Origin of the sequence: Streptomyces sp. NBC_00557 (assembly GCF_036345995.1) — a bacterium.
GTDB lineage: Bacteria > Actinomycetota > Actinomycetes > Streptomycetales > Streptomycetaceae > Streptomyces.
In genome coordinates, this window is record NZ_CP107796.1 from 3,039,602 (window position 1) to 3,065,602 (window position 26,001).

Sequence of the window (26,001 nt, forward strand, 5' to 3'; positions counted from 1 at the left end):
TTCTGTGCGCCGCGCTGCTGTGCGCTCTGGCGAGTTGTTCGTCTCCTGACCCGGACTCCTCGGTGCGTGGGTCGGGACGTGGGAAGCGGATTCCGTACTGGGTGCCGGGGAAGACGCCTACGCAGGTTGCCCGGTCTATGAACGTGACGATTCCGGCGCGGGCCGCCGACCTCAGAGCCGCTTACCAGAGAGGGTTCCAGGACGACAACGTGTTGCTCGCCTTCACGCTGCCCAAGTCCGACACCCGCGCCTTCATCCGGAGCTGGATCTCGAGAGCCCCCTGTTGCACCGGGATGCCCCCGTCACCTCGGGAAAGGGGCACACCCCGACCACCCCGTTCGCCCATCTCGGTCTGAAGGAGCCGGAGACACTGGCCGACGTCACGGAAGGGCCGGTATGCACGGTGTGCGACGGGGAGTTGGACTGGCTGATCATCGCCGTGCATCCGATCGACGCCCAGCGGGACCAGGTGTACCTCAGCGGCGCCGTCTAGCAGGCGCGCTCACCCGGGTCATCCCTGCGTGCGCGGGAACGACACCTCCACGCGGCGGTTCTTCCGGCGACCCTCCTCCGTGGAGTTGTCGGCGATGGGGTACTGCTCGCCGTAACCGCGGACCTCGAAGGTGATGTCCGGGGCGTTCAGGTCCTGGTCGAGGACCGCCTGTACGGCGTTGGCGCGCTGCCTGGACAGGACGTCGCCGTGGGCGGCGGAGCCGAGGTTGTCGGTGAAGCCGAAGACGCGGACCTGCGTCGCGTTCTGCTTCTTGATCTCCTCGGCGATCGTGGCGATGCGGGACCTGGCCTCGTCGCCGAGCTTGGCGCTGTCCTTGCTGAAGAGGACTTCCGCCTGGAGTGCGAAGGTCACGTCGGCGTTGGTGTCCTCCCGGCGTTCGTCGCCGCTCTGGTCCTCCACGACCGACTTGATGTCCAGCACCTTCGGCGCGGCCAGCGTGGCGCCCTCGGGGAGCTTCAGGTCGGGGTCCTTGGGATCGATCTTCACCGGGGCCGCGGCGGAGGGCGCCGTGTCCGGGGGCTGGCTGGGGTCGGTGTCGTCGGCCCGGGCGGGGGTGACGGTGAGGAGGAGGGCGGCGGCGGTGAGGGTGAGAGCGAGGCGGGGCGTGGTCACTTCGGCCTCACCCGGAGATCTTGATGGTGGCGGAGGTGAAGGTGGGGAGTTGGAACTCCACCTCGGACGTGTTCGCCGGAGGGGCCGGGAACTGCATGAAGACGGCCAAGGTGTCGCCGGCCTTGAGTGTCGAGAAGCCCGTGGTCGTCAGCGGACGGCCCTCGGTGTCCCGCAGCACGTAGTAGCGCTTCTTGCCCTGCGGGTCGACCAGCGTGGCCCCGCCCAGGGATCTGCCGTTCTTGATGATCTCGGTTTCGTTGCCGCTCAGGGCGGAGGGGATGACGACGGTCTGGGCCCCGTCGTTCTTCAGTGTGCCGTTGACGGTGACGAATCCGCCGGAGTCGCGCTGAGCGGAGGCGATCTGGAGGAGCAGCCCGGCCGACCCCTTCAACTCGGCCAGCGGTTGCTCCGACTGCCCCTCCTGAGTACTCGGACCGGAGCCGCCCGTCCTCGAGGTGGACGCCGAATGGTCCGGCTTCTTGTCGTCCCCGCCGCCTCCACCGCAACCGGCCACGCCGACGGCCAGACCAGCCGCAACGGCCAATGCGACCATCCCCTTGCGGGCCCTCGCAGTGAACCGCATGCTCATCGCTCCGCTTCCTTCGTCATTGGTCGTTCGCTCGTCAGTCGGCCAGGTGGACGTCGAAGAGGTCTTCGGGCTTCGGCAGCCCCGTCGTGTCATCCGGCTCGAGGTGCCAGACCTTGTCCCTGCAGGTGAGTTGGAGCGGGGCGTCGCCGCCGCCACCCGCGTCGGGAGGGTTGCAGAGAGGCTCGATCTCGGCCGTGGCGGAGGCCTTCGACCTGTAGTTCTCCGAGCCCGGTACGACGGACCGCCCGACGGACTTGTTGGTCCGCACGTCGACACGCCACTTCAGCAGCCCCGGCGCAAAGCAGTCACTCAGCGCGGCATCGTTCTGCGCGGCGAGTCGGCCCGCACGCCCACAGGGGTCGTCGAACGTCACGCGGCCCTCGAAGATGTCCTGCCACTTGGTGGGGTCGGCGAGCACCTTCACCCACTGGGCCGTGAGTTGGTCGCGCTCGTTCTGCGCCGCCGCGAGCGCCGCCGCGTCGGCCGCCGTCTGTGCGCCGCTCCGGTTCACTGACGCCTGGCCGACCGCAAGGTAGGCCAACGCGAGAAAGAGCAGGCCCGCCACCACCGTGATGTAGATGGGGAAGGCCTGCCCTGCGTCGCGGTGTGGAGGATTCAGCCGCCGGTGACCTCGGCGATCTTGTTCGTGATCGCGTCGTAGATCGACTGTCCGATGCTCGTGCCCGTGATCGCCAACACGATCGCCACCACCACCGCGATGATGCCGAGGTACTCCACCGCGGTCTGCCCCTTGTCGCTGCGGGCGACGCGGGCCTGCAGATACGCGACGGTGGTGTTGAACCAGTTGCTCATGGTGGTCCCCTCCGGGTTCGCCTCCGATCCGGACAACGTAGGCCGGAACACGGCGCCCTCCCGAGGGCCCCAGGACCCAACCCCGGACCCATTCCCCCAACCACGCGCTCCCCCACGCGCCCACCTCACGCCACCCCCAGCCACTTCGCGGCCGCCTGGGAGCGGCTGGTGCTCTGGAGTTTGGCGAAGATGCGGTTGATGTGGTTCTTGACCGTCTTCTCGGAGATGAAGCAGGCGGCGGCGATCTGCTGGTTGGTCATGCCGGACGCGATGAGGTCCATGATCTCCGCCTCCCTCGTGCTCAGCCGGAAACGTGAACGGAACGACTTTCCCACGGATGATTGCATTTGCGAAAGGGGGTGAGGGGTGGTTTCCCCCAAAAAATCGGCTACTTGACGCTCGGGCTGTGCACTCGCACTCCCCCGCAACTCCGTCAGCAACGCCTTCGCCGCGCCCGGCGTCACATGCGGCCGCCCCTCCCGGACGTCCCGTACCGCGCGCACCAGTTGCTCGGTCGTGAACTCGCCGTGCACCAGGTATCCCCCTGCCCCCAGCCGCAGTGCCTCCCGTACGGTCTCCGTCTCGTGGCTGTACGTGAGCATCATGACCGGCGCCAGCCGTACCAGGTGCGGCAATGCGGAGATTCCGTCGACGCCGGGCATGCGGACGTCGAGGAGGACGACGTCCGGGCGGTGCCGCAGGGCCGCCTCGTACGCCTCGCGGCCGTCCGTCGCCTCCGCCACCACCGTGGTGTCCTCGCGGCCCGAGAGCAGGGCCGTCAGGCCCGCCCGGACCACCGGGTTGTCGTCGGCCACCAGCAGCCGCAGCGGCGGTGCGGCCGGCGCCGGTGACGCCGGCCAGGGGTGGGTGTGCTGCATGATCCGGCCTCCTCTCAGGCTTCCCGGGGTGCGGGGTCGGGGCGGTTCAGGGCCGACAGCGGGAGTTCCACGCGGACTTCCGTGCCCCGTGCGTGGCCGCCGCGGCCGATGCGGATGCGGGCCCCGATCTGGGCGGCCCGCTCGACCATGCCGAGCAGGCCGAAGTGGCCGGCGTCGCGGAGGTGTTCGAGGGTGGTGTCCGGCGGGAGGCCCCGGCCGTCGTCGTGGATCGTGAGGCGCAGGAGGTCTCCGTGGAGCGCCGCTCGTACCTCGACCCGGGTCGCGGACGCGTGCCGGTGGGCGTTCTCCAGCGCCTCCGCGGTGATGGAGAGCAGGGGGCGGGCCAGGGACGGTGGCACCGCGGGGAGGGGGGCGTCCGGACCGGTGGGCCAGTGGTGGGTCGCACGGAGGCCGGTGCGGGCCGTGAAGCGGGCCAGCTCCTGGGCGAGTTGCTGCCACAGGGGCTGCGTCTCCGGGTGATCGGCCGGTTCGCGGCGCAGGTCCGCCAGGAGGTCCCGGGACTCCGCGGCGGCCCGGCGTGCCGAGCGGGCGACCAGTTCCGCCTGGCGGCGGATGCGGTCGGGGTCGGGGGCGGCGGAGGAGGCCGTGGCCGCCAGGCCGTCCGCGGCGAGGGCCACGCCGTACAGGGTCTTGGCCACGGAGTCGTGCATCTCGCGGGCCAGCCGGGCGCGTTCCGCGCTCACCGCCTCCGCCGCAGCGAGCCGGGCCTGAACCGTTGTCAGGGCGTGGGTCGCGGCGCCGAAGCGGAGCATCAGGCCCCGCAGGGTGGAGCCCATGGCGCCGGAGATCACGCACAGGCCGGGCAGCAGGAGCGCCTCGGCGACCGGGGCGTGCCGGTCGGCCTTCAGGGTGGCGTGGACCAGCAGCAGGATCAGGGACTGGAGGGAGGCGAAGCAGGCCGCGCCGCGCCAGCTGTAGAGGAGGCCGGCGAGGAGCGGGGTGCAGACGCTGACGTAGGCGAGGGTGGTGTCCGGGCCGGCGGAGATCAGGAGGAAGGACGCGAAGAGGGTGTCGGCCGCAAGCAGGCTGGGGTGGCGGAGCAGGAGGGGGCCGAAGCGTTCCCAGTCGCGGAAGAGGACGTAGGACACCATGGAGGTGACGACCACGGCCGCGCCGACCAGGCGAACGCCGAGGCCCGGGGCCGCGTGGAGCAGTGCTGCGGGGGCGGCCAGGGCGATCATGGCCAGGCGGAAGCCGAAGACCTGGCGGCACATGGCCTGCAGGGCGCGGATCTGGAGCTTCTCCGAGGGTTCCGCCGCGCGCGAGCCGCCCGCCGCGCAGGCGGCCTGGAGCCCTCCCACCGGTACGGCGGTGCCGGGGTCCGCTGCGCCGGTCGTCCCCCGGCGGCGTACGGCCCGGGCGACGGCCGCGCGCAGGCGGCCCGCGGCACCGGAGAGCCCTCCTGTGCCGCGTCGCGTCAGGCCCGCCACCGTCACGTCCGCCTCACTTCCCCGTGAGCGAGCCGAAGTCCACGCCGGAGCCGAGGATCAGGCCGGCGCCCAGCAGCAGCATCGTGGCCGGGACCATGAAGGTGGTGATCATCAGCGTGGCCTTGGGCACCGCGCGGGCGGCCTTGCGGCGGGCGTTCTGGGCGTCGGTGCGGCGCATGTCCTTCGCCAGGGAGACGAGGGTGTCGACGATCGGCGCGCCCAGTTCCTCCCCCTGCTGCAGCGCGGTCACGAACATCGCCACCTGCTCGGAGTCGTTCCTCCTGCGCAGCTCCGCGAAGGCCTGGCGGCGGCTCATGCCGAGGTCCATCTGGCGCAGGGTGATGCGCAGTTCGTCCGCCCAGGGTCCCTCGTAGCGGGAGGCCACGCGGTCCAGGGCCTGGCGGAAGCCGAGGCCGGCGCTCACCACCACCGCGAGCACGTCGAGGAAGTCCGGCAGGGTGCGCTCGATGACGTCCTTGCGGACCCGGATCGCCGACCAGATGCCGACCTCCGTCCAGAAGGCGCCGAACAGGAGCAGCAGCAGAGCTACGAACCACTGGCCCCGCAGCAGGAACACCAGGCAGCCGACCGCGCCCAGTGCGCCGTACACCGCGCGGCGGGCCGCGTAGCGGTCGATGGTCAGGCCGCCGGGGTTGCCCGCGAGGTCGATCCTGCGGCGGTACTTGGCGACCAGGCGGGGGCCCATCAGGCGCAGCACGGCGGGGGCGTAGCGCATGCCCATGCGGTCGACGACCGAGCCGACCGCGCCGGTGCGGGTGGCGCCGACCTCCAGGGCCACGGCGAGGTCGCCGGGGAGCTTGGCGTCCGCGCGGTACATGCGGACGCCGGCGAAGGCGCCCCAGACGCCGAGGCCCATCAGCAGGGCGAGCAGGAATCCGGTCACCGGGCCGCCTCCCTCACACGTCGATCCGGCTCAGGCGCCGGATGAGGACGAATCCGACGGCGTACATCGCGAACGCGACGAGCACGCAGGCCTGGCCGACCGGCGAGCCGGTCATACGGGCGAGCGCGCCGTCCTTCACGCCGTTCATCAGGAACAGCGCGCCGACGCCGAGGACGGGGACGGCGTACGACGTCATGGTCACCTGGCTGAGCTGGGTGCGGATCTCGCGCCGGGTCTCCTTGCGTTCCTCCAGGGTTTCGGTGAGGTTGCGCAGGGCGGAGACGACCTGGCCGCCGGCGCGGTTGGACAGCACCAGGGTGGTGACCAGGACGACCAGTTCGCGGGAGGGGAGGCGGTCGGCCAGCTCGCCCAGGGCGTCGTCCAGGGACTGTCCGAGGGCCAGCTGGTCGGCGACCTTGGCCAGTTCCTCGCCCGCGGGGGCCTCCAGTTCCTCGGCCGCCATGCCGATCGCGGTGCGCAGGGCGAGGCCCGCCTGGGTGGCGTTGGCCAGGATGCGGGCGAGTTCGGGGAGTTGGCCGATGAAGCGTTCGATGCGCTTCTGGCGCTGCCAGTTGAGGAACTGCACCGCGGCCCAGATGCCCAGGAGGCCGGCGAGCGGGCCGAAGAAGGGGGCCAGGGTGGCCTGGCCGATCAGCCAGAGCGCGGCGACGGCCGTGAGCATGGTGGCGAAGAACTCACCCGGGGTGACGTCCAGTCCGGTCGCGGCGAGGCGCAGTTCGAGCCGGCGGCCGAGGCGGGTGCGGCGCAGCCGCCGGTCCAGGTCGCGGAAGCGGCGTCTGCGGCCGGTGGCCGGGGCGGGGCCGGTGTGGGTGAGCCGGTCCACGAGGGCGGCGCGCCGGGCCCGGCCCGAGGCGTAGGCGTGCACTCCGGCCACCGCCAGGACGCAGGTCAGCAGCGTCACACCGGTGGTGAGCTGGACGAGGGTGTGGAGTTCCATGGGGCCTACCTGGCTTCTCGGGTGGCGAGTTCGTCCGCGCTGCGGGCGACTCCGAAGGCCTGCGGGACGGGCTGGCTCGCCATGTAGAGGCGGTCGGCGGTGCGGCGGGGCAGCGGGAAGTACCGGAAGCTGCCGTACACGCGGCCGTCGGGGGTCATGGGCTGGGCGTCGAAGCGGGCCACGGTCGCGATCCGGTACGGCTCCCCGCCGTGGCTGTCGAGCAGGGCGATCTCCGTGATGCGGCGGGCGCCGTCGGCGAACCGGGTGAGCTGGACGATGACGTCGACGGCGCTGTTGATCTGGTCGTGCAGGGCCACGAAGGGCACCTCCACGTCGGACATGGAGGCGAGGGTCTGCAGCCGGGTGAGGGCGTCCTCGGCGCTGTTGGCGTGGACGGTGGCCAGCGAGCCGTCGTGGCCGGTGGACATGGCCTGGAGCATGTCGAGGGACTCGCCGCCGCGGACCTCGCCGACGACGATCCGGTCGGGCCGCATGCGCAGCGAGTTGCGGACCAGGTCGCGGATGGTGACCTGGCCCTTGCCCTCGACGTTCGGGGGCCGCGACTCCAGGCGGACCACGTGGGCCTGCTGGAGCTGGAGTTCGGCGGAGTCCTCGATGGTGATGATGCGCTCGTGGGACGGGATCAGCCCGGACAGCGCGTTCAGCAGGGTGGTCTTCCCGGTGCCCGTCGCGCCCGAGACGATGATGTTGAACTTGGCCTGCACCAGTCCCGCCAGCAGGTACACCATGTGCTCGTCGAGCGAGCCGAAGGAGACCAGTTCCTGGAGGGTGAAGGAGCGCGGGAAGCGGCGGATGGTGAGGATGGGGCCGGTCAGCGACAGCGGCGGGATGATGACGTTGACGCGCTCGCCGGAGGGCAGCCGGGCGTCCACCATGGGGTTGGACTCGTCCACCCGGCGGTTGACGGTGGACACGATCCGCTCGATGGTCTGCATCAGCTGGTCGGCGGAGACGAACCGCAGCGGCAGCTGCTCGACGCGGCCGCCGCGTTCCACGAAGATCGCGTCGGGGCCGTTGACCATGATCTCGGTGATCGAGGCGTCTTCGAGGAGGGGCTCGAGGATGCCGAGGCCGAGTGCCTCGTCCACCACGCGGCGGATCAGCTGCGCGCGCTCCACGGTGGACAGCACCGGGCCCTCGCGGCTGATGATGTGGCCCAGCACCCGCTCCAGCCGCGCCCTGCGCTCGGCGGCGGCGAGCGCGCTCATCTCGGCGAGGTCGATCTCCTGAAGCAGCTTGGCCCGGTAGGAGGCGACCAGGTGCCCGTCCTCGCCCCGGCTGCCGTGCTCCTCGGGGGTGGTGATGCGTGCGCGCAGGCTCATGTCGGCACCTCCTCGGTCAGTGGTCGAGCGGCATGGTCGCGGTCTTGGTGGCGTCGCCGAAGTCCCAGACGACCCTGGGGATGCGGACCCGTGCGGTGACGGTGACGGTGTCGCCTCCGGCGCCGGACGAGCAGGTCACGGTGAGCGCTCCGCTGACCGCCTCGGCGCAGGCCTGCTGGGCGTCCTGCCGCAGGGAGGCGGCCCGCGCCCCGGCCCGGGCCGCCGTACCGGCCTGTTCGGCGGCGTAGGCGACGGCCCCGATCTGGATGCCGGCGAGGCCGACGATCAGCAGCACCGGGATGAACCCCAGGTATTCGATGGCGACCTGGCCCCGGTCGCGGGCACGGCGGTACGGCATCTCAGTGCTTCGCCTCCTCGACGGCGCCGGCGTGGCCGGTGACGGTGGCCGGGAAGTCGATCAGCCCGGGGAAGAGCACGGGGACGTGCAGCCTGACGTCGGCCGTGACATAGCCGCTGCCGCCGCAGGACACCGCCGCACTCCCCCGCCACGCCGCCGACAGGTGCTTGAGGCCGGCCGCCGAGCAGGCCGCCGGCCGCGCGCCCGGCGGCACCGCGGTCCCCGCCCGCACGGCCTCGTCCGCGGCGTTCCCGGCGAGCGTGAAGGTGTACCCCACGAGCACGGCCTGCCACAGCAGCACCAGCGTCAGGATGATCAGCGGCGTCATCCCCAGGAACTCGATGCTGACCTGTCCGCGGTCTCCGTCCGGCCTCGTCATGGCGCGCTCACTCCTTCCGCCGCCGGAATCCGCCCGGGCCGCGCCCGCTGCCCCGGTGCGCCCCCTCGGCCGCCTTCACCAGTCCCAGCTCTCCGGCGAGCGCCCACAGGGCCTGCTTGACCGTGCTCCTGCTGTCCAGTTCGTGGACCCGCCCGGCGTCCACGACGGCTTGAAGTTCCTTGAAATTGGCCGGAATCGCGGTGCGTGCCAGCGCGGTCCCGGTGATGCGCTGCACCAGCGGCGGCTGGATCTCCGTGCCGCGGGTGTGCCGGTTGACGACGACCGTCGTCTCCTCGGCCTTGCGGATCTGCAGCCGGTCCCACATCCGCACGGTCCGCTTGGCGGCGCGTACGGCGATCACGTCCGGCGTGGTGACCAGCAGCGCGGTGTCGGCCATCTCCACCACCGCGGCCCCGGCGCCGCTGAGCTGGGCGCCGCAGTCCACGACGACCACCTCGTAGCGGGAGCGCAGGGCGCTGACGATCTGGCGGGCGGCGCGGTCGGTGACCTCCTCGCCGCGTTCGCCCTCGGCGGGGGCGAGGAGCACGGCGAGTCCGGTGTCGTGGCGGAAGACGGCGTCGGCGAGGACGCGGGGCGAGATGTCGGTGATGGCGGCCAGGTCGGCCACGGACCGCCGGAACTGGATGTCCAGGTAGGAGGCGACGTCCCCGGTCTGGAGGTCGAGGTCGGCCAGGGCCGTCGGCCGGCCGGAGGCCTGGGCGGCCAGGGCCAGCTGGACGGCCGCCAGGGTCGCGCCGACGCCGCCCTTGGCGCCGCTGACCGTGACGACCGTGCCGCCCGCCCCTGCGAACAGCTCGGCGCCGTGCCCGAGGTGGCGCCGTACCCCCGTCGACCACTGGGCGACGGCCTGGACGCGGCTGGCGAGTTCCTCGTACGACAGCGGGAGCGCGACCAGGCCGCGGGCGCCGGAGTCCATGGCGGCGGAGAACAGGCCGGGGCTCGTGTCGGTGGTCACGAGGATGACGCCGACGGCCGGGAAGCGCAGGGCGACCTCGCGGATCAGCTCCAGGGCCGGGACCGGGCCGATGCGCTCGTGGACGACGACCACCTCGGGGAGTTCGTCGACGGACTCGGCGGCGAGCCGGGCGAGGGTGTCGACGAGCTGGGTGGAGTCGGTGACCGGTGGCTGGGGTTCGGCGTCGGGGAGCTGGCTGAGCAGGGTGGTCAGGGAGCGGACGGCGTCCGGGTCCGTGCCGGCCGGGAGGATCCTGGTGGGCATGCGGGCCGCCTCTCACTTGTCCGTCGCGAGTTCGTAGGTGCGGTCCTTGTCGGGGACGCTGGTCTCGCTGCCGGGCGCCACCAGGGCGAGCCGGACGCGCTGGGCGAAGGACTCGGCGTAGGTGATGCGCTGGGCGTCGAGGGTGGACAGCGCGAAGGTGATGGGGACGGCCTCGCTGGGCTGCTGCTGGTTCTTGTTCTGGTCGGGGTCGAGGGCGGTGATCTGGCCGACGTCGAGGACCCGGGCGTCGGTGACGATGATCTTCGACTGGTCCGGGTCGCCCTCCTTCTTCCCGGCGAAGGTGGCGTAAACGTTGACGTGCGAGCCCGGTGTGATCTTCCCGGCGACTCCGGTGGCCGCGTCGATCATGATGGCGACCTCCTGCTGTCCGGGCTGCAGGGCGGGCTGGTCGACGATCATGTCGGTCTGCAGCAGGGAGCCCTTGCGCAGGGTGGTCACCGCGATCTTGCCCTGGATCTGGCGCAGGTCGGTGACGGCGTTGCCGGACAGCCAGCGCCTGGGCATCCTGATCTTCTCGAACTGGCCCGCGTCCAGGGCGGTGTACGGCTTCACGTCGGACTTCACCCGGTAGGCGCCGACCTCGGGCCCGACCTTGGAGTCGACGTCGTGGACGACGGACAGCACGCCGGCGAACGCGCCGAGAGCGCACAGGACCGACAGGATCAGCAGTATCACGCCGCGGCGCTGACGGGAGTTCATGAACCGTGCAACCTCATTGGGGAATCGGTCGAGCGGGCTGGGAACGTACGGGGCGGGTCAGGCGGGCGTGCGCTGTTCCAGGGCGCGGGGCGGGGCGGGTTCGTACCCGGGCGGGGTGGCGGAGCAGAAGACGCAGCGGTCGCCGATGACGTCCAGGCCGCACCAGTGGCAGGCGGTCTGCCGTACCGACGTGACGAGCTGGTAGAGCACCGACAGGTCGGCGAGGTGGCTGCAGAACTCGGTCATGCGGCCGGTGCCCCACCACACCGGGGACTCGGCGGGCAGCGGGACCTCGCGCAGCCCGTGCACGCTCCACTGCCCGGCGAGCCCGGCGACCCAGTCGCCGTGCCCCTGCTGCCCCTTGGCGACGAGCATCCAGGTGTGGAACTCCGGTCCCTTGAGGGTGGCGCCGGGGGCGATGCGCACGAGTTGCGGTTCCGGGTGGGCGAGCACGGCGAACTGGCTGCCGGGCATCCAGGACTTGGCGTGCGCCTTCAGGCCGACCGGCACCCGGTCCAGCTTGGCGACGGAGCCGAGGACGGCTCCGGCGTGCAGGTAGTGGGTGAGGAGCCGGCCGGCGGAGGCGAGCACGCCGGGGCTGAGGTCGCAGGAGGCGAGCTGGCGCAGCTGCCGGGCGAGCACGGCGACGGCGAGCGGCGGCAGTGCGGGCCGGAAGACGGCGATGCGGTCGCTCTCCAGCAGTGAGCGCAGGGTGTGCAGCCGGCGTACGACGGGCTCGGGGGTGGCGGCCGAGCAGAGGACGATCAGGTAGCCGTACTGCTCGGTGAGGGTGTGGAGTTCGAGGAGGGCGTGCTCCAGCGGGCGCTGGTCGAGGCCGTCCAGCACGACGGCCGGCACGGTCCGTTCGTCCTGCGCCGGCAGTGCCATGTCGGCACTGGTGACGGCAATGGCAGTGGGCACGCGCAGCTCCCCGTTCTTCCCATCCGCCGGCCCACCGGAAGGTCACTCCTGTGCGCCGGGACGACTTCACTGCGTGACTACGTGAGCACTGTAACCACGGCCGTATGACCGGAGAACAGCGTTTGTGAAGCTCGCGTGGAACTCTCTGGTCACAACTCCCGCCAAATCCGGACAGCTTGAGCGGCGATACGGAAACGGTTTTGGTCTGGACCTCTTGACACCCGGATTGGTCTGGACCAACTTGGAGCCCGACGGTGGCCACCGCATCTCCCCCTCACCTCCCAAGGCACGCTCGCCCCCACCCCACTTCCCCCACCGGAGGCCCCAGTGGACCTTGCACCAGGCATACCCAGACCCCGCGCACGGCGAATCACCCTCTGGTCCGCCGCCACGGCCCTGGCCCTGTCCGTCGCCGGGCTCGCCGCGGCCCCGGCCTCCGCGGCGGACGTCAACAACGTGAGGAACGCGGGCTTCGAGTCGGGCCTCACCGGCTGGACGTGCACGGCCGGCAGCGGGACGACCGTCTCCTCCCCGGTGCACTCCGGTTCCTCCGCGCTCAAGGCGACCCCGGCCGGCCAGGACAACGCCCAGTGCACCCAGACGGTCGCGGTCAAGCCCAACTCGACGTACACGCTGAGCGCGTGGGTGCAGGGCGGCTACTCGTACCTGGGCGTGACGGGCACGGGCACCACCGACGTGTCGACCTGGACGCCGGACACGACGTCCTGGAAGCAGCTGTCGACGACGTTCACCACCGGCGCGTCCACCTCGTCCGTCACGGTCTACACGCACGGCTGGTACGGCCAGGCCGCCTACTACGCCGACGACGTCTCGGTCTACGGCCCCGACGGCGGCGGAGGCGGCGACCCGGCCCCGACCGTCCCCGCCGCGCCGGCCGGCCTGTCCGTCTCCGGTACGACGTCCTCGTCGGTGTCGCTGTCCTGGACCGGGGTGTCGGGGGCGACGGGCTACAACGTCTACCGCGACGGCGCCAAGGTGACCGCGGTGACGGGAACGTCCGCCACGGTGACGGGCCTGTCGGCGTCGACGTCGTACTCCTTCCAGGTGACCGCGACGAACGCGGCAGGCGAGTCGGCGAAGTCGGCGGCGGTGACGGGCACGACGGCCTCCGGCGGCAGCAGCGGCGGTGGCGGCGCCCTGCCCAAGCACGCCGTGACCGGCTACTGGCAGAACTTCAACAACGGCGCGAAGGTGCAGAAGCTGTCCGACGTGCCCTCCGCGTACGACATCATCGCCGTGGCCTTCGCCGACGCCACCTCGACGCCGGGCGCCGTGACCTTCAGCCTGGACTCCTCCGGCCTGGGCGGCTACACCGTCGACCAGTTCAAGGCGGACATCAGGGCCAAGCAGGCGGCCGGCAAGAAGGTCGTCATCTCCATCGGCGGCCAGAACGGCACGGTGTCCGTCAACGACTCGGCCTCCGCGGCGAACTTCGCGAACTCGGTGTACTCGCTGATGCAGACGTACGGCTTCGACGGCGTCGACATCGACCTGGAGAACGGCCTCAACGCCACCTACATGACACAGGCCCTGCGCACCCTGTCGTCGAAGGCGGGCTCGTCCCTGATCATCACGATGGCCCCGCAGACGATCGACATGCAGTCGACGTCGAACTCCTACTTCCAGACGGCCCTGAACATCAAGGACATCCTCACGGTCGTCAACATGCAGTACTACAACAGCGGTTCGATGCTCGGCTGCGACGGCAAGGTCTACAGCCAGGGCTCGGTCGACTTCCTCACCGCTCTCGCCTGCATCCAGCTCCAGGGCGGCCTCGCCGCCTCGCAGGTGGGCCTCGGCCTGCCCGCGTCGACGAGCGCGGCGGGCAGCGGCTACGTCTCGCCGACCGTGGTGGACAACGCCCTGGACTGCCTGACGGCGGGCACCAACTGCGGCTCGTTCAAGCCGTCCAGGACCTACCCCGACCTGCGCGGCGCGATGACCTGGTCGACGAACTGGGACGCGTCGGCGGGCAACGCGTGGTCGAACGCGGTCGGCGCCCATGTGCACGCGCTGCCGTGAGGTGAGGCACCGCGGATGACGACGCCCGGGCCCGGAGGGGGCCCGGGCGTCGCCGCCGTGTCAGGCGGAGTCGTCACCGGAGGCGTCGCCGCCGGCCGCCTTGTCCTCGGCGGGCTCGTCCTTGGCGGGCTCGTCCTCGAAGTACGCGTCCAGCACCGCGTCCAGCTGGTCGTCCCACTCCTTGAAACGGGACCGCGACGCCGCCTCGATCTCGATCGGGTACCAGCGCCGGTCCGGGGTGTGGACGGTGATCGTGAAACGCTTGCCGAAGCGCGGGGACTCGGTCTCGACCGCGGCGATCTCGTCCCAGCGGAACTCGCAGGCCTCCTCGTCCAGGCGCAGGCGTACGCCCTTGCGGTCGGCCACGATCTTCGCGCGGCGGTCGGAGGCCTCGAAGACCGGACCGCCGTGAGGGCCGTCGTCGGGGCCGTCGCCGTCCGCGGCCTCGTCGGCGTCCGTGGCCTGTGCGCTGTCCGCGGACTCCCCGGACAGCGCGGAACCCTCGGGCGCCGCCGCGTCCTGAGGCCGGGCCGGCGTCCCGTCCCCGCCCGGCACCGCGTCCGCCGGTTCCTCCGGCTCGCCCTGCGCCGGAACCGTGATCCCGGGGATGAACGCCGGATCGAAACCGGCGCCCGTCACGGGCTCGGCCTTCAACGGCTGTGCTTCGGACGGCTTGCTGCTCGCTCCTATGCGCTGCTCCACGGCGGCAGTATGGACGACTTCCCTGTGCCGGAACCAGTCAGCCCGCCCGTCCCCGGAATCACTCACGTCCCGTTCACACGAACGTGCTCACCACCGCCGCCACCGCGAACCCCGCCACCGACAGCACCGATTCCAGGACCGTCCACGTGCGCAGCGTGTCGCGTTCGCTGATGCCGAAGTACTTGGCGACCATCCAGAAGCCGCCGTCGTTGACGTGCGAGGCGAAGACGGAGCCGGCCGAGATGGCCATGATGACGAGGGCCGCGAAGGCCGGGGAGTGGTGGTCCCCGGTCAGCAGCGGCGCCACGATGCCCGCCGTCGTCACGATCGCCACCGTCGCCGAGCCCTGGGCCACCCGCAGGACGAGCGAGATCAGGTACGACAGCACGATCACCGGCAGGCCGACGCCGTGGAAGGTGTCCGACAGGGCCTGGGCGACCCCGCTGGCCTTCAGTACGGCGCCGAAGACCCCGCCCGCGCCCACGACCAGCAGGATGTTGCCGATCGGCTTCAGCGACGACGTGCACACCGCCTCGAGGGACGTGCGGGACCAGCCGCGGCGGATGCCGAGGAGGTAGGAGGCCAGCAGCAGGGCGAGGGTGAGGGCCACGAAGGGGTTGCCGAAGAACTCCAGCACGGAGCGGGCGGGAGACGGGTCCAGGGCGATCGAGGAGAAGGTCGCGGCGAGGATCAGGATCAGGGGCGTGCCGATGATGGCGAGGACCGTGGCCAGCGGCACCGGGTGCTCCTGCGGCTGCACGCCCTGCGCGCGCTGCTCCTCGGCCACCGCCCGCTTCGCCTCCTCCGCCGCCTCGGCCATGTCCTGCGGTACGGCGACGAAGACGCGCCTGCCGACCCAGGCGGCGTACCCCCAGGCGGCCAGCACCGCGGGGACGCCGCAGACGACGCCCATGAGGATGACCCAGCCGAGCTGGACGTGCAGCAGGCCGGCGGCCGCGACCGGGCCGGGGTGCGGGGGCAGGAAGGCGTGGGTCATGGAGAGGCCGGCCAGCAGGGGGAGGCAGTACAGGAGGATCGACCTGCCGGTGGGGGTCCCCCCGGGACGGGGCTCGTCGGGGTCCTGGGGGAGCTTGGCCGCCGCGTAGACGAGCGGCGCCAGGACGAAGATGCCCACGTCGAAGAAGACCGGGATGCCGAAGATCAGGCCGGTCAGGCCCATGGCGAGCGGCGCCCGGCGTTCACCGAAGAGGGCCAGCAGACGCTGGGCCAGGACCTGTGCGCCGCCGCTGACTTCGACGATCGCGCCGAGCATGGTGCCGAGGCCGATGATGATCGAGACGTGCCCGAGGATGCCGCCCATGCCGGACTCGATGGTGGAGACGGCGTCGGAGCGCTGGACGGTGCCGAAGAGTTCGGTGACCGAGAGGCCGGCGAGCAGGCCGACGGCTATGGAGACCGTGAGCAGGGCGACGAAGGGCTGCAGCCGTACCTTCATGATCAGGAAGAGCAGGAGCGCGACACCGAGGGCGGCGATGGTGAGGAGTCCGGGGGTGCCGTCGACGAGAAGGAGCAGGCCGCCGGTGTGGGGTGGGGCGGCGGGCGTGGCGGCGGCCACGGGGGCGAGCAAGGACATAGGGGGCCTCTTCGTAAGTCCATGGTGCTTTCGGGCAGGGGGGATCGCGGCACGGCACCCGAGGGGGCACCGTGCCGTGCAGGCCGTGCGGAAGTTGGGGGAGCGTCAGCCGAGTACGGCGAGCGCGTCGATCTCGATGAGGAGGCCGGCCGGCAGACCGACGTAGACCGTGGTCCGGGCGGCGGGCGGCTGGGTGAGGCCCTGCTCCTCGAAGTAGGCGTTGTAGATCTCGTTCATCTCGGCGAAGTGGTCCACGTCGGTGAGGTAGACGCGGATCATCATCACGTCGTCCCAGGTCGCGCCGCCCTCCTCCAGGATCGCCCTGACGTTGGCGAGGGTCTGGAGGGTCTGCTCGCGCAGGGTGGGGCCGGCCGGCGTGGGGGGCCTGCCCTCCTCGGCGGGCAGGAAGCCGACCTGGCCGGCGACCTGGAGGATGTTCCCCTTGCACACCCCGTGGGAGAACTTCGCGGGCGGGGTGGTGTGGGTCTTCGGGGTGAGCGCGATCTTGTCGGTCATGCGGTGGGGTCCTTCGTGGGGTCCGTCACGGGCGTTCTTCCGGAGTACTCGCCGCTGATCGCGTCCGCGGTACGGCGGACCTGCGGGAGCAGGGTGAGGAGTTCCTCGGCGGTGACGACCACGTTCGGCGCGGACACCGACATCGCGGCGACCACCCGGCCGTCGGCGCCGCGGATGGGGGCGGCGACGCAGTTGATGGACTCCTCGTGGCCGCCGAGGTCGGCGGCCCAGCCCTGTTCGCGCACCTTCTCCAGCTCCCGCAGGAACGCGGCGGCGTCGGGGGTGGAACGGGGCGTGTACGCGGGGTATTCGAGCCTCTCCGCGAGGGCACGGCGCTCGGGTTCGGGCAGGTCGGCGAGGAGCAGCTTGGCGACCGCGGCGACCGTGATGGCGACGGGCTTGCCGATCCGCGAGTACATGCGGACCGGGTAGCGGCTGTCCACCTTGTCGATGTACAGGACCTCGCCCTCCTCGTACACCGCGAGGTGCACGGTGTGCCCGCAGGCCTCGCCCAGCCGTACGAGGTGGGGGTGGGCGATCTCGCGGATGTCGAGGTTCTCCATCGCCTCCTGCGCGAGGGCGAAGAGGCGGGCGCCGAGGCGGTAGCGCTGGTCGGACTGGCGGTAGACCAGGCCGTGTTCGTGCAGGGTGCGCAGGAGGCGCAGGGCGGTGGACTTGTGCACGCCGAGGCGGTCGGCGACCTGGCCGAGGTCGGCGGGGCCCTCGGCCAGGAGCGGCAGGATGCTCAGGGCGCGGTCGACGGTCTGGCTCATGGGGTGTTCGCCTCCTCCGTGGCCCGCGCGGCCTGCGTCCAGCCGGGGGCGAGTCGAAGTCTCTCCCACGCGGTGTCGTCCAGGGCGGTCAGGCGGTCGGCGTGGTCCCGGGCGGGGGGCGCGGCCAGGTCGCCGGGGGCGGTGAGCGCCGCGGCGGCGAAGAGGTGGCCGAGGCGCAGGCGGTCCCGCACGGGAAGTCCGCGCAGGGTGCCGGAGAGGAACCCGGCGGCGAAGGCGTCGCCGGCGCCGACGTGGGCGACGACGTCCACCTTCGGGGCCCGCACGATCGTCGCGGTGCCGCCGGCGTCCGCCATGCCGTCGGTGTCCCTGTCGAACGCCGCCGCCCCGCCCGCGCCGTACTTGACCACGACGGTCGCCGGTTCGGGCAGCGCCTCCACGACGGCCGCACCGCCGTGCAGCCCCCAGGCGGCCCGCGCCTCGTCGTCCCCGACGAAGACGACGTCCGCGCGGCGCGCCAGTTCCAGCAGGACGCGCGGCCCGTCGGCGCCGGGCCACAGCGCGGGCCGGTAGTTGACGTCGAAGGAGACCAGCGGGCGGGACGGCCCTGGTGCCGTCAGTTCGTACACCAGCCGCAGGCAGTCGCCGGACAGCGCCGCCGTGATCCCCGACAGGTGCAGCACCCGGCACGCCCGTACGGCCGCCAGGTCCACGGTGTCCGGGGACATCGCCGAGGCCGCCGAGCCCGCGCGGTAGTACGCCACCTCGTGCGCGCCCGTGCCGCGGTCGCCGGCCGTGCGGAAGTAGACGCCGGTCGGACGGTGGGGGTCCCGGGTCACGGAGGCGACGTCGACGCCGTACCCGGCGATCCGCTCGACCACGTGCGTGCCGAACCCGTCCGCGCCCACGCGGCTCACCCAGCGGGCCGTGTGCCCGGCCGCGGCCAGCGCGCAGGCCACGTTGGACTCGGCGCCGCCGACCGCACGTTCGAAGGAGGGCACGTCCGCGAGGCGGCCCGGCCGGCCGGGCAGGAAGGCGACCATGGACTCGCCGAGCGCGACCACGTCCACGACGTCCGGGGCCGCGCTGTTCCCGGCGCCAGCAGTGTCGTTGATGATGGCTCCTGTCCGCATGTCCGGGCGAGGCATCCGTTGACCCGGTCCCGGCGAGATGCTAGACACCAGGCGACACGATGTGCAATGACCGTTGCAGAGCATGCAACGGCAGGAGAGGGGCTCCATGAGCAGCAGCGAAGCGCTCGCCCGGCTGGCCGGGGAACGCGTCGACCACCGCTTCAAGGGCCTCCCGCCGGACGCCGAGGGTCTGACCGTCGGCGAGCTGGCCGCCCAGCGCCGCAACCTCTTCACGGACGGCTTCCCGACCCCCGTCCTGACGCTCTCCGCCGAGCGCCTCGCGCACAACCTGGCGCTCATGGAGACCTACATCGCCCGGCACGGCCTCGCCTTCGCCCCGCACGGCAAGACCTCCATGGCCCCGCAGCTCTTCCACCGCCAGATCGAACACGGCGCGTGGGGCATCACCCTGGCGGTGCCCCACCAGGTGCGGGTCGCCCGGGCGTTCGGCATCCGGCGGGTGTTCCTCGCCAACGAACTCGTGGACGCCGCCGCGCTCCGCTGGATCGCCGCCGAGCTGGCCGCCGACCCCGGCTTCCGGCTGGTCGCCTACGTCGACTCCGTGCGCGGCGTCGAGCTGATGGACTCCGCGCTCCGCGGCGCCGCACGGCCCGTGGACGTCGTCGTGGAGCTGGGCGCCGGCGAGGGCGCGCGGACCGGTGTGCGCACGGAGGCGGAGGCGCTGGCCGTCGCCGGCGCGGTGGCCGGGACGCGGACGCTGCGGCTCGTCGGCGTCGCGGGGTACGAGGGCGAGGTCCCGAAGGCCGATCCGGAACGGGTGCGGTCGTACCTGCGGCGGCTGGTCGCGCTCGCCGTCGCCGTCGACGGGGCCGGGCACCTGAAGGACGCGGAGGAGATCGTGGTGAGCGCGGGCGGCAGCGCCTGGTTCGACGCGGTGGCCGAGGTGTTCGCGGAGATCCCCGCCCTGTCCCGCCCGGTGCTGAAGCTGCTGCGCTCGGGGGCGTACGTCTCGCACGACGACGGGCACTACCGCAGGATCACCCCCTTCAACCGCGTTCCGGAGGAGGGGGCGCTGGAGCCCGCGTTCCGGCTGTGGGCGCAGGTGGTCTCCCGGCCCACCCCCGAGCAGGCCTTCGCCAACGCGGGCAAGCGCGACGCGGCCCACGACCTGGACCTGCCGACCGCCCAGGCGGTACGCCGGGGGGACGTGGAGCGCCCGGCGGACGGCATCACCGTGAGCGGCCTGTCCGACCAGCACGCCTGGCTGCGCACGGATCCCGGCGCGGACCTCGAGGTCGGCGACTGGGTCGGCCTGGGCCTGTCGCACCCGTGCACGTCGTTCGACAAGTGGCAGCTGATCCCCGTGACCGAGGCGGACGGCACGGTCGTCGACTACATCCGCACCTTCTTCTAGAGCCCGCGAGGTACCGGCCGTGGAACAACTCGTCATCCGGGACGCCGACGTCGTCGACGGCAGCGGCGAACCGTCGTACCGGGCCGATGTGGTGGTCGACGGCGGCCGGATCGTCTCCATCGTCAAGGAGGCCGCCGCGGCCGGCTGCCAGCGCCCGCGCGCCATGCGGGAGCTGGACGCGGAGGGCCTGGTCCTCTCCCCCGGCTTCATCGACATGCACGCCCACTCCGACCTCGCCCTGCTGCGCGACCCCGACCACAGCGCGAAGGCCGCGCAGGGCGTCACGCTCGAGGTCGTCGGCCAGGACGGGCTGTCGTACGCGCCGGTGGACGACCGCACGCTGGAAGAGGTCCGCCGGGCGGTCACCGGCTGGAACGGGTACGGCGACGACGTCGGGATCGACTGGCGGTCGGTCGGCGAGTACCTGGACCGGCTCGACCGGGGCATCGCCGTCAACGCGGCCTATCTCGTCCCCCAGGGCACGGTCCGCGCGCTCGTCGTCGGCTGGGAGGACCGCCCGGCCACCGCCGAGGAGCTGGACCGGATGCGGCGGCTGGTCGCGGAGGGGCTGGAACAGGGCGCGGTCGGGCTGTCCGCGGGGCTGACGTACCCGCCGGGCATGTACGCCCCGGACGCCGAACTGACCGAGCTGTGCCGGGTGGTGGCGGCGTACGGCGGCTACTACTGCCCGCACCACCGCTCCTACGGCGCCGGCGCCCTTCAGGCGTACGCCGAGACGATCGCCGTCGCCCGGGAGGCCGGCTGCCCGCTGCACCTGACCCACGCGACGCTGAACTTCGGCGTGAACGAGGGCCGGGCGCCCGAGCTGCTGGCCCTGCTGGACGAGGCCCTCGACGCGGGCGCGGACATCACCCTCGACACCTACCCGTACACCCCCGGCTGCACCACCCTGGCCGCGCTGCTGCCGAGCTGGGCGAGCGAGGGCGGCCCCGAGGAGGTCCTGGCCCGGCTCGCCGACCCGGCGACGGCCGCGCGGATCCGGCACGAGCTTGAGGTCGCCGGCTCGGACGGCTGCCATGGCGTGCCGGTGCAGTGGGAGACGATCGAGATCTCCGGCGTCACCGACCCGGCACTCGGCGAGCATGTGGGCCGTACCGTACGGGAGTCGGCGGACCTGCGCGGCGAGGACCCGTGGGACACGGCCCGCCGCCTGCTGGTCGAGGACCGGCTCGGTACGACGATCCTCCAGCACGTCGGCCACGAGGAGAACGTCCGCGCGATCATGCGGCACCGCGCCCACACGGGCGGCTCCGACGGCATCCTCCGGGGCGCCAAGCCGCACCCGCGCGCCTACGGCACCTTCCCCCGCTATCTCGGCCACTACGTGAGGGAGTTGGGGATCCTGTCCCTGGAGGAGTGCGTCGCCCACCTCACCTCCCGGCCCGCGGCCCGGCTGCGGCTGCCGGACCGGGGGCTGGTGCGCGAGGGGTACCGGGCGGACCTGGTGCTGTTCGACCCGGAGACGGTGGCGCCCGGCGCGACCTTCGCCGAGCCGCGCCGACTGCCCACCGGGATCCCGTACGTCCTGGTCGACGGCCGGTTCGCCATCGAGGACGGCAAGCGGACGGACGTGCTCGCGGGCCGGTCCGTCCGCCGCACGGGCGTCCGCTAGCTAGGGCTTGGGCAGGACGCAGCCCGAGGCGCTGAGGTTCAGCTTGTTGCCCGTGGTGAAGCAGGCCGGGATCTGGTAGGTCTCCTCGGCGTAGTTGATGCCCTGACGGACGGTGACGTTGCCGCTCTCGTCCACCTCGCACGGGTTGTTCTCGGTGCAGCGCTCGCCGTCCTCGTTGCCGGTGTTGTTGACGGCGACGACCTTGCCGGTGCTGGTGTCGATGACCGGCGAGCCCGAGGTGCCGCCGATCGTGTTGCAGGAGGAGGTGTAGCGGACCGAGTCCTTCCAGGTCCACCCGCCCTCCTTCAGCCGGTACACGAACCCGTCGACGCTGCAGCTGTACGTCCGCTTCCAGTAACCGGAGACGACCTTGATGGCGGTACCGGCGGTGGGGTGGGTGTCGTTCACGGTGAGCGGGCTGATCCCGTACGCGCTCTTGATCTGCGCGTAGGTCGTGGTCAGCCGGTAGATGGTGACGTCCGTGTCCGTCATGGTCGAGTAGACGACCTGGTTGGCGCGCAGGGTGGCGACCCTGCTGCCGGAGGCGTTGAGCAGGCCGAAGCCACGGCTGGACGACTGGCCGGTGATGACCTCGCCGGGGTCGGGGAAGCCGGTCTCCAGGCAGTGGCCGTTGGTGAGCACGAGCGCCGGGTCGGTGTCGGCGGAGCTGGGGAAGCGGATGACCGAGCCGGAGCAGTTGCTGAGCGCGACGGTGCCGGCGTAGGAGACGGTCACCGCGGCCGGCTTGGCCACGTGCGGCGCGGCGACCGCGGGGGCGGCGCCCAGCCCGGCCAGGGCCAGTGAGGACAGCGCGGCAAGGAGAGGCTTGTTCATGTGGGGGTCCCCTCTTACGACGTGGGCGACCGGAGATCTTCCGGCCGCCCGCTCGTCGTTTGTCATGCGCATTGTCAGCGCGGGAGGGGGGTGGGGACAAGGACGTGGGGCGGGGCGTAGGGGTTTCCCTCTGTGGGGCAACTGGTGGGCGTGGAGGGAGCTTTGAGGGCGGGGCGAGGAGGGCGGGGGAAAGGAAGGGAGGCGAAGGGATCGGCCTGAACGGGTCACCACCCCGCTCGTCGTCACTGACCGTGCTTGCCACCGCGGCCGTGACCCCGGCCGGGGAAAGCGGTCAAGGAGGCCGTCGGGGTGGGCGCGGGCGCGCTGGACGTCGCCGGAGCCGGGGCGGAGGTCGTGGCGGTCGGGCCGCCGGCCGTCGGCGACTGGGCCCCGCGGGCGGACGAAGACGTGGATGACGGGGACGACGTGGCCGACGCGGACGACGAAGACGACCGGCCCACGGACACGCCGACCGCCGAGGTCGGGGCGGCGGCGGCCGGGGAACCGGCGTCCGTGCTGCCGCTCGGGGTACGGGAGTCGCCGACGGTCACGCGTCCGCCGCGGGCCGGGCCGGAGCCGTCCGGCGCGGGGGAATCCGAGCCGCCCGCCATGACGGCGATCACCGTGACCGCGCCGGCCACGCCCAGCGCCCCGGCCACGGCCGCCACCCGGCGCCGGCCGCCCGTGCCCCGCTCGGCACGCCGCCGCGCGGCCCGCCCCTCGCCCGGCGGAACCGGCTCGGTCAGCCGGGGCAGCTCGCTGGTCTTCTCGTAGGCGCTGCTCCAGCCGTGGGCGGCGGCGGGGTCGGCGTACTCGTCGTACGTCGGAGCGGCGGGGGCCTGAGGGAGGTACACGTTCGGCGCACCGGAGACCGCCGAAGCGTGCCCCGCGCCGGGCAGGACCTGGGTGGGCTCGGCGTCGTACCCGCTCGCCGGCGCCGGGACCGACGGCTCGCCGGTGTGACCGTCCGACGGAACCGGGACCTGGGCGGTGTGAACCGAGGCCGGCGAACCGTGCCCCGCGCCCGGCAGGACCTGGGTGGGCCCGGCGTCGTACCCGCTCGACGGAACCGGGACCGGCGAGCCGTGCCCCGCCGCCCCCGGCATCACCCGCGTCGACTCGGCGTCGTACGCATTCGGCGGAACCGGCGCCGGTGTGTTCGCGGTGTACCCGTTCGGCGGAGTGCGGGGCGCGTCGCCCGGTGCGTGTCCGCCGTCCATGCCCGTCTCCTCGTGCATCCCCGCCCCACTCCGCCTCGCTGTGCACACGCCGCCACCAGGCCCGCCCCCCGGGCGACCCCGCCGTACGGCCGAGGCCGGCGCGACGGAGCGGCACCGCATTTTAGGGACGCAAGTGGCTCCTGAGACAGCCGTCGGCGATATCCGGGCAATTCGCCGTGTCTCACGTGTCGGAAAACACGAGCCATGAGCCGTTACCGGGCCGTAAGCTCGCGGCATGCAGGTGATCCAGTCGACCAAGCTCGCCAACGTCTGTTACGAGATCCGGGGCCCGGTTCTCGAGGAGGCCATGCGGCTTGAGGCGGCGGGTCACCGCATCCTCAAGCTCAACACCGGCAACCCGGCCGCCTTCGGCTTCGAGTGCCCCCCGGAGATCCTGGAGGACATCCTCCGGAACGTGTCGTCCGCGCACGGTTACGGCGACGCCAAGGGCCTGCTGGCCGCCCGCCGCGCGGTCGTCATGCACAACCAGACCCTCGGCATCGAGACGGACGTCGAGCACGTCTTCATCGGCAACGGCGTCTCCGAGCTGATCGTGATGGCGATGCAGGGCCTGCTGGACGACGGCGACGAGGTCCTCGTACCGGCCCCGGACTACCCGCTGTGGACGGCCGCCGTGTCCCTCTCCGGCGGTACGGCCGTGCACTACCGCTGCGACGAGCAGTCGGACTGGATGCCGGACCTGGCCGACGTGGAGCGCAAGGTCACCGACCGCACCAAGGCCATCGTCATCATCAACCCGAACAACCCCACGGGCGCGGTGTACGACGAGGCGGTGCTCAAGGGCCTCACCGACATCGCCCGCCGGCACAACCTGCTGGTCTGCTCGGACGAGATCTACGACAAGATCCTCTACGACGGCGCCACGCACACTCCGACCGCGAAGATCGCCCCCGATCTGCTCACCCTCACCTTCAACGGCATGTCGAAGGCGTACCGGGTGGCCGGGTACCGGGTCGGCTGGATGTCGATCTCCGGCCCGCGCGCGCACGCCGACTCCTACATCGAGGGCCTGACGATCCTGGCGAACATGCGCCTGTGCGCCAACATGCCGGGGCAGCACGGGGTGGTCGCCGCGCTCAGCGGACGCCAGTCGATCAAGGACCTGGTGCTGCCGGGCGGACGGCTGAAGGAGCAGCTGGACACCGCGTACGAGCTGCTGACGCAGATCCCGGGCGTGAGCTGCGTCCGCCCCAAGGGCGCGCTGTACCTCTTCCCGCGCCTCGACCCGCAGGTCTTCAAGATCAAGGACGACCGGCAGATGGTCCTGGACCTGCTGCGCCGGGAGAAGATCATGGTCGTCCAGGGAACGGGCTTCAACTGGCCCGAACCGGACCACTTCCGGGTGGTGACCCTGCCGACGGTCGGCGACCTGCGCGACGCGATCACCAGGATCGGCAACTTCCTGGACGGCTACAGCCAGCCGTAGCGGACCGGGCGCCGGAGACCCGTTTCGGTGATCCGACTCGGCTCGGGCAGGATCCGAGCCGGCGCGGCTTGCTCCCGGCGCACAGGAGGCCGGATGGCCGGCGCCGCAGCGGACTGCGCCCGCCGTTCGCGCGAGCAGGAGCTGGACACCCGCTCGTCGGTCACCTCGCGGCCCTGTCCGCCAACGCCGGCCCACGCCACGGCACCGCTCGAGCCCCGGCCGGCGCCCCGAGCGAGCGGACCCACGCCACCGCCGGTCGCGCCCTCGTCGTGGTCCACTGAGCCCTTCCCGGCATCCCCGGTCCCCGTACAAGAGCAGCGAGGCGCGGACCGGGCGCCGTTCTTCGTGCGTGCGACGCGTACATTCGGGTGGACTGCTCACCCCAAGCAGCCGTAAAACGGCGGCCGCACCACCACTGCCTCGTAACGTCGGCGGAAATGACGGGGTTTGGACTTCGACACCCCATCGTCTCTCACAATTCCACGAGATGTGACAAGATGAAACGTAGGAAATTGTTGGTGGGGCTCCTTCCTCTGGCCGCGGTGGCCACCGGCGTAACATCCTGGGCCATTGCGTCGTACTCGGCAGCGCCCCCGGATTCCAAGGCCCCTTCATCAGCGAGCCGGAACCTGCAGGATGCCGATCTCCTGTTGCAGGCCGGGATTGCGCAGCAGGAGCATCACGACGCCGATGGGGCCGACCGTACCTACCGACGTGTTCTGGAGCTGGACCCGCAGAACAAGTACGCCTGGTACAACCTGGGGGTCATGGCGCAGACGGCCGGCAGGGCGGCCGATGCCCGTGCCGACTACGACCAGGCTCTGAAGACCGACCCGGCGTTCGCGTCGGCTCTCTTCAACGAGGCGCTTTTGTTGGAGTCGAGCGATCCCGACCGGGCCGGTGAACTCCTGAAGCGTGTCATTGCCGGTAACCGCAAGGCGGGTGCGGCACATCTGCACCTCGGACGAATCCGGGCGCGGCAGAAGCGCCCCAAGGACGCCGCGGCCGAGTTCCGTCGTGCGATCGCGGAAGATCCCTCACTGCGTTCTCAAGTGCCGGCGGAATTCCGGTGACTCCCGACTCCACACCCCTC

27 protein-coding genes are annotated in these 26,001 nt (G+C 72.0%); 6 read left to right on the top strand and 21 right to left on the bottom strand.

Translation table 11 applies throughout. The features are described from left to right. The first annotated feature begins 283 nt into the window (after positions 1 to 283). Positions 284 to 493, top strand: coding sequence for a hypothetical protein (locus OG956_RS12670; protein WP_330338073.1), 210 nt, complete (start codon positions 284 to 286; stop codon positions 491 to 493). A gap of 18 nt (positions 494 to 511) precedes the next feature. Here OG956_RS12670 and OG956_RS12675 read toward each other — a convergent pair whose 3' ends face one another. The 14 genes from OG956_RS12675 to OG956_RS12740 form a co-directional block, all read right to left on the bottom strand. Further along, positions 512 to 1,126, bottom strand: coding sequence for an OmpA family protein (locus OG956_RS12675; protein WP_330338074.1), 615 nt, complete (start codon positions 1,124 to 1,126; stop codon positions 512 to 514). Positions 1,127 to 1,133: 7 nt separating this feature from the next. Then, a complete protein-coding gene (locus OG956_RS12680) occupies positions 1,134 to 1,715 on the bottom strand; it encodes a hypothetical protein (protein ID WP_330338075.1) in 582 nt (193 codons plus the stop codon). 34 nt (positions 1,716 to 1,749) lie between these two features. Next, a complete protein-coding gene (locus tag OG956_RS12685; RefSeq protein WP_443065675.1) occupies positions 1,750 to 2,334 on the bottom strand; it encodes a pilus assembly protein TadG-related protein in 585 nt (194 codons plus the stop codon). Further along, positions 2,331 to 2,528, bottom strand: a complete 198-nt coding sequence (locus OG956_RS12690; RefSeq protein ID WP_330338077.1) for a Flp family type IVb pilin — start codon at positions 2,526 to 2,528, stop codon at positions 2,331 to 2,333. The genes OG956_RS12685 and OG956_RS12690 overlap by 4 nt, the downstream gene beginning before the upstream one ends. A gap of 125 nt (positions 2,529 to 2,653) precedes the next feature. Then, positions 2,654 to 3,406: a response regulator transcription factor gene (locus OG956_RS12695; RefSeq protein ID WP_330338078.1), complete on the bottom strand. Its 753-nt coding sequence runs from the start codon at positions 3,404 to 3,406 to the stop codon at positions 2,654 to 2,656. Positions 3,407 to 3,420: 14 nt separating this feature from the next. Continuing rightward, a complete protein-coding gene (locus OG956_RS12700) occupies positions 3,421 to 4,863 on the bottom strand; it encodes a sensor histidine kinase (protein ID WP_443065553.1) in 1,443 nt (480 codons plus the stop codon). 7 nt (positions 4,864 to 4,870) lie between these two features. Then, complete coding sequence (locus tag OG956_RS12705; RefSeq protein WP_330338079.1) at positions 4,871 to 5,761, bottom strand: DUF5936 domain-containing protein; 891 nt, start codon at positions 5,759 to 5,761, stop codon at positions 4,871 to 4,873. Between the two features lie 13 nt (positions 5,762 to 5,774). Next, positions 5,775 to 6,719, bottom strand: a complete 945-nt coding sequence (locus OG956_RS12710) for a type II secretion system F family protein (protein ID WP_330338080.1) — start codon at positions 6,717 to 6,719, stop codon at positions 5,775 to 5,777. 5 nt (positions 6,720 to 6,724) lie between these two features. Further along, positions 6,725 to 8,062: a CpaF family protein gene (locus OG956_RS12715; RefSeq protein ID WP_330338081.1), complete on the bottom strand. Its 1,338-nt coding sequence runs from the start codon at positions 8,060 to 8,062 to the stop codon at positions 6,725 to 6,727. A gap of 16 nt (positions 8,063 to 8,078) precedes the next feature. Beyond that, positions 8,079 to 8,420: a TadE/TadG family type IV pilus assembly protein gene (locus OG956_RS12720; RefSeq protein WP_330338082.1), complete on the bottom strand. Its 342-nt coding sequence runs from the start codon at positions 8,418 to 8,420 to the stop codon at positions 8,079 to 8,081. A 1-nt stretch (position 8,421) separates the two neighbouring features. Then, a complete protein-coding gene (locus tag OG956_RS12725) occupies positions 8,422 to 8,799 on the bottom strand; it encodes a TadE/TadG family type IV pilus assembly protein (RefSeq protein WP_330338083.1) in 378 nt (125 codons plus the stop codon). 7 nt (positions 8,800 to 8,806) lie between these two features. Then, on the bottom strand, positions 8,807 to 10,039 hold the full coding sequence (locus OG956_RS12730; RefSeq protein ID WP_330338084.1) for an AAA family ATPase: 1,233 nt from the start codon (positions 10,037 to 10,039) through the stop codon (positions 8,807 to 8,809). A 12-nt stretch (positions 10,040 to 10,051) separates the two neighbouring features. Next, positions 10,052 to 10,759 carry a Flp pilus assembly protein CpaB gene (cpaB, locus tag OG956_RS12735; protein WP_330338085.1) on the bottom strand — a complete coding sequence of 236 codons (708 nt, stop codon included), beginning with the start codon at positions 10,757 to 10,759 and terminating at the stop codon, positions 10,052 to 10,054. 57 nt (positions 10,760 to 10,816) lie between these two features. Further along, on the bottom strand, positions 10,817 to 11,647 hold the full coding sequence (locus tag OG956_RS12740) for a hypothetical protein (protein ID WP_330342821.1): 831 nt from the start codon (positions 11,645 to 11,647) through the stop codon (positions 10,817 to 10,819). Between the two features lie 360 nt (positions 11,648 to 12,007). Between OG956_RS12740 and OG956_RS12745 the strand changes: the two genes are divergently transcribed. Next, positions 12,008 to 13,723: a chitinase gene (locus OG956_RS12745; protein WP_330338086.1), complete on the top strand. Its 1,716-nt coding sequence runs from the start codon at positions 12,008 to 12,010 to the stop codon at positions 13,721 to 13,723. A 60-nt stretch (positions 13,724 to 13,783) separates the two neighbouring features. Here OG956_RS12745 and OG956_RS12750 read toward each other — a convergent pair whose 3' ends face one another. From OG956_RS12750 to OG956_RS12770, 5 genes are all read right to left on the bottom strand, one after another. Continuing rightward, complete coding sequence (locus OG956_RS12750; protein ID WP_330338087.1) at positions 13,784 to 14,425, bottom strand: hypothetical protein; 642 nt, start codon at positions 14,423 to 14,425, stop codon at positions 13,784 to 13,786. 73 nt (positions 14,426 to 14,498) lie between these two features. Beyond that, the gene (locus OG956_RS12755; protein WP_330338088.1) at positions 14,499 to 16,019 is read right to left on the bottom strand and encodes a GntP family permease; all 1,521 of its coding nucleotides are present in this window, start codon (positions 16,017 to 16,019) and stop codon (positions 14,499 to 14,501) included. Positions 16,020 to 16,124: 105 nt separating this feature from the next. Next, positions 16,125 to 16,535 (bottom strand): RidA family protein, encoded by a 411-nt coding sequence (locus OG956_RS12760; RefSeq protein WP_330338089.1) that lies wholly within the window; start codon positions 16,533 to 16,535, stop codon positions 16,125 to 16,127. Further along, entirely contained in the window at positions 16,532 to 17,308 is a 777-nt protein-coding gene (locus OG956_RS12765) for an IclR family transcriptional regulator (RefSeq protein ID WP_330338090.1), read from the bottom strand. The genes OG956_RS12760 and OG956_RS12765 overlap by 4 nt, the downstream gene beginning before the upstream one ends. Continuing rightward, positions 17,305 to 18,399 carry a sugar kinase gene (locus OG956_RS12770; protein ID WP_330338091.1) on the bottom strand — a complete coding sequence of 365 codons (1,095 nt, stop codon included), beginning with the start codon at positions 18,397 to 18,399 and terminating at the stop codon, positions 17,305 to 17,307. The genes OG956_RS12765 and OG956_RS12770 overlap by 4 nt, the downstream gene beginning before the upstream one ends. A 106-nt stretch (positions 18,400 to 18,505) precedes the next feature. Here OG956_RS12770 and OG956_RS12775 point away from each other — a divergent pair, with 106 nt between their 5' ends. Together OG956_RS12775 and OG956_RS12780 are read left to right on the top strand one after the other, a co-directional pair. Beyond that, positions 18,506 to 19,774: an amino acid deaminase gene (locus tag OG956_RS12775; protein ID WP_330338092.1), complete on the top strand. Its 1,269-nt coding sequence runs from the start codon at positions 18,506 to 18,508 to the stop codon at positions 19,772 to 19,774. A gap of 19 nt (positions 19,775 to 19,793) precedes the next feature. After that, positions 19,794 to 21,407 (top strand): N-acyl-D-amino-acid deacylase family protein, encoded by a 1,614-nt coding sequence (locus OG956_RS12780; protein WP_330338093.1) that lies wholly within the window; start codon positions 19,794 to 19,796, stop codon positions 21,405 to 21,407. On the opposite strand, the gene OG956_RS12785 is transcribed toward OG956_RS12780, so the two are convergent. After that, on the bottom strand, positions 21,408 to 22,241 hold the full coding sequence (locus tag OG956_RS12785) for a trypsin-like serine peptidase (protein WP_330338094.1): 834 nt from the start codon (positions 22,239 to 22,241) through the stop codon (positions 21,408 to 21,410). Positions 22,242 to 22,483: 242 nt separating this feature from the next. Beyond that, positions 22,484 to 23,479, bottom strand: a complete 996-nt coding sequence (locus tag OG956_RS12790; RefSeq protein WP_330338095.1) for a hypothetical protein — start codon at positions 23,477 to 23,479, stop codon at positions 22,484 to 22,486. Between the two features lie 217 nt (positions 23,480 to 23,696). Here OG956_RS12790 and OG956_RS12795 point away from each other — a divergent pair, with 217 nt between their 5' ends. Further along, on the top strand, positions 23,697 to 24,908 hold the full coding sequence (locus OG956_RS12795) for a pyridoxal phosphate-dependent aminotransferase (protein ID WP_330338096.1): 1,212 nt from the start codon (positions 23,697 to 23,699) through the stop codon (positions 24,906 to 24,908). Positions 24,909 to 25,405: 497 nt separating this feature from the next. After that, positions 25,406 to 25,981 carry a tetratricopeptide repeat protein gene (locus OG956_RS12800; RefSeq protein ID WP_330338097.1) on the top strand — a complete coding sequence of 192 codons (576 nt, stop codon included), beginning with the start codon at positions 25,406 to 25,408 and terminating at the stop codon, positions 25,979 to 25,981. Positions 25,982 to 26,001: the final 20 nt, after the last annotated feature.

Bases quoted from the DNA above. Each gene is read 5' to 3' on its own strand.
- OG956_RS12680 (WP_330338075.1), bottom strand. From the start codon at position 1,715: ATGAGCATGCGGTTCACTGCGAGGGCCCGCAAGGGGATGGTCGCATTG.
- OG956_RS12690 (WP_330338077.1), bottom strand. From the start codon at position 2,528: ATGAGCAACTGGTTCAACACCACCGTCGCGTATCTGCAGGCCCGCGTC.
- OG956_RS12695 (WP_330338078.1), bottom strand. From the start codon at position 3,406: ATGCAGCACACCCACCCCTGGCCGGCGTCACCGGCGCCGGCCGCACCG.
- OG956_RS12710 (WP_330338080.1), bottom strand. From the start codon at position 6,719: ATGGAACTCCACACCCTCGTCCAGCTCACCACCGGTGTGACGCTGCTG.
- OG956_RS12715 (WP_330338081.1), bottom strand. From the start codon at position 8,062: ATGAGCCTGCGCGCACGCATCACCACCCCCGAGGAGCACGGCAGCCGG.
- OG956_RS12720 (WP_330338082.1), bottom strand. From the start codon at position 8,420: ATGCCGTACCGCCGTGCCCGCGACCGGGGCCAGGTCGCCATCGAATAC.
- OG956_RS12725 (WP_330338083.1), bottom strand. From the start codon at position 8,799: ATGACGAGGCCGGACGGAGACCGCGGACAGGTCAGCATCGAGTTCCTG.
- OG956_RS12730 (WP_330338084.1), bottom strand. From the start codon at position 10,039: ATGCCCACCAGGATCCTCCCGGCCGGCACGGACCCGGACGCCGTCCGC.
- cpaB (WP_330338085.1), bottom strand. From the start codon at position 10,759: ATGAACTCCCGTCAGCGCCGCGGCGTGATACTGCTGATCCTGTCGGTC.
- OG956_RS12740 (WP_330342821.1), bottom strand. From the start codon at position 11,647: ATGGCACTGCCGGCGCAGGACGAACGGACCGTGCCGGCCGTCGTGCTG.
- OG956_RS12755 (WP_330338088.1), bottom strand. From the start codon at position 16,019: ATGTCCTTGCTCGCCCCCGTGGCCGCCGCCACGCCCGCCGCCCCACCC.
- OG956_RS12760 (WP_330338089.1), bottom strand. From the start codon at position 16,535: ATGACCGACAAGATCGCGCTCACCCCGAAGACCCACACCACCCCGCCC.
- OG956_RS12765 (WP_330338090.1), bottom strand. From the start codon at position 17,308: ATGAGCCAGACCGTCGACCGCGCCCTGAGCATCCTGCCGCTCCTGGCC.
- OG956_RS12770 (WP_330338091.1), bottom strand. From the start codon at position 18,399: ATGCGGACAGGAGCCATCATCAACGACACTGCTGGCGCCGGGAACAGC.
- OG956_RS12775 (WP_330338092.1), top strand. From the start codon at position 18,506: ATGAGCAGCAGCGAAGCGCTCGCCCGGCTGGCCGGGGAACGCGTCGAC.
- OG956_RS12785 (WP_330338094.1), bottom strand. From the start codon at position 22,241: ATGAACAAGCCTCTCCTTGCCGCGCTGTCCTCACTGGCCCTGGCCGGG.
- OG956_RS12790 (WP_330338095.1), bottom strand. From the start codon at position 23,479: ATGCACGAGGAGACGGGCATGGACGGCGGACACGCACCGGGCGACGCG.
- OG956_RS12795 (WP_330338096.1), top strand. From the start codon at position 23,697: ATGCAGGTGATCCAGTCGACCAAGCTCGCCAACGTCTGTTACGAGATC.
- OG956_RS12800 (WP_330338097.1), top strand. From the start codon at position 25,406: ATGAAACGTAGGAAATTGTTGGTGGGGCTCCTTCCTCTGGCCGCGGTG.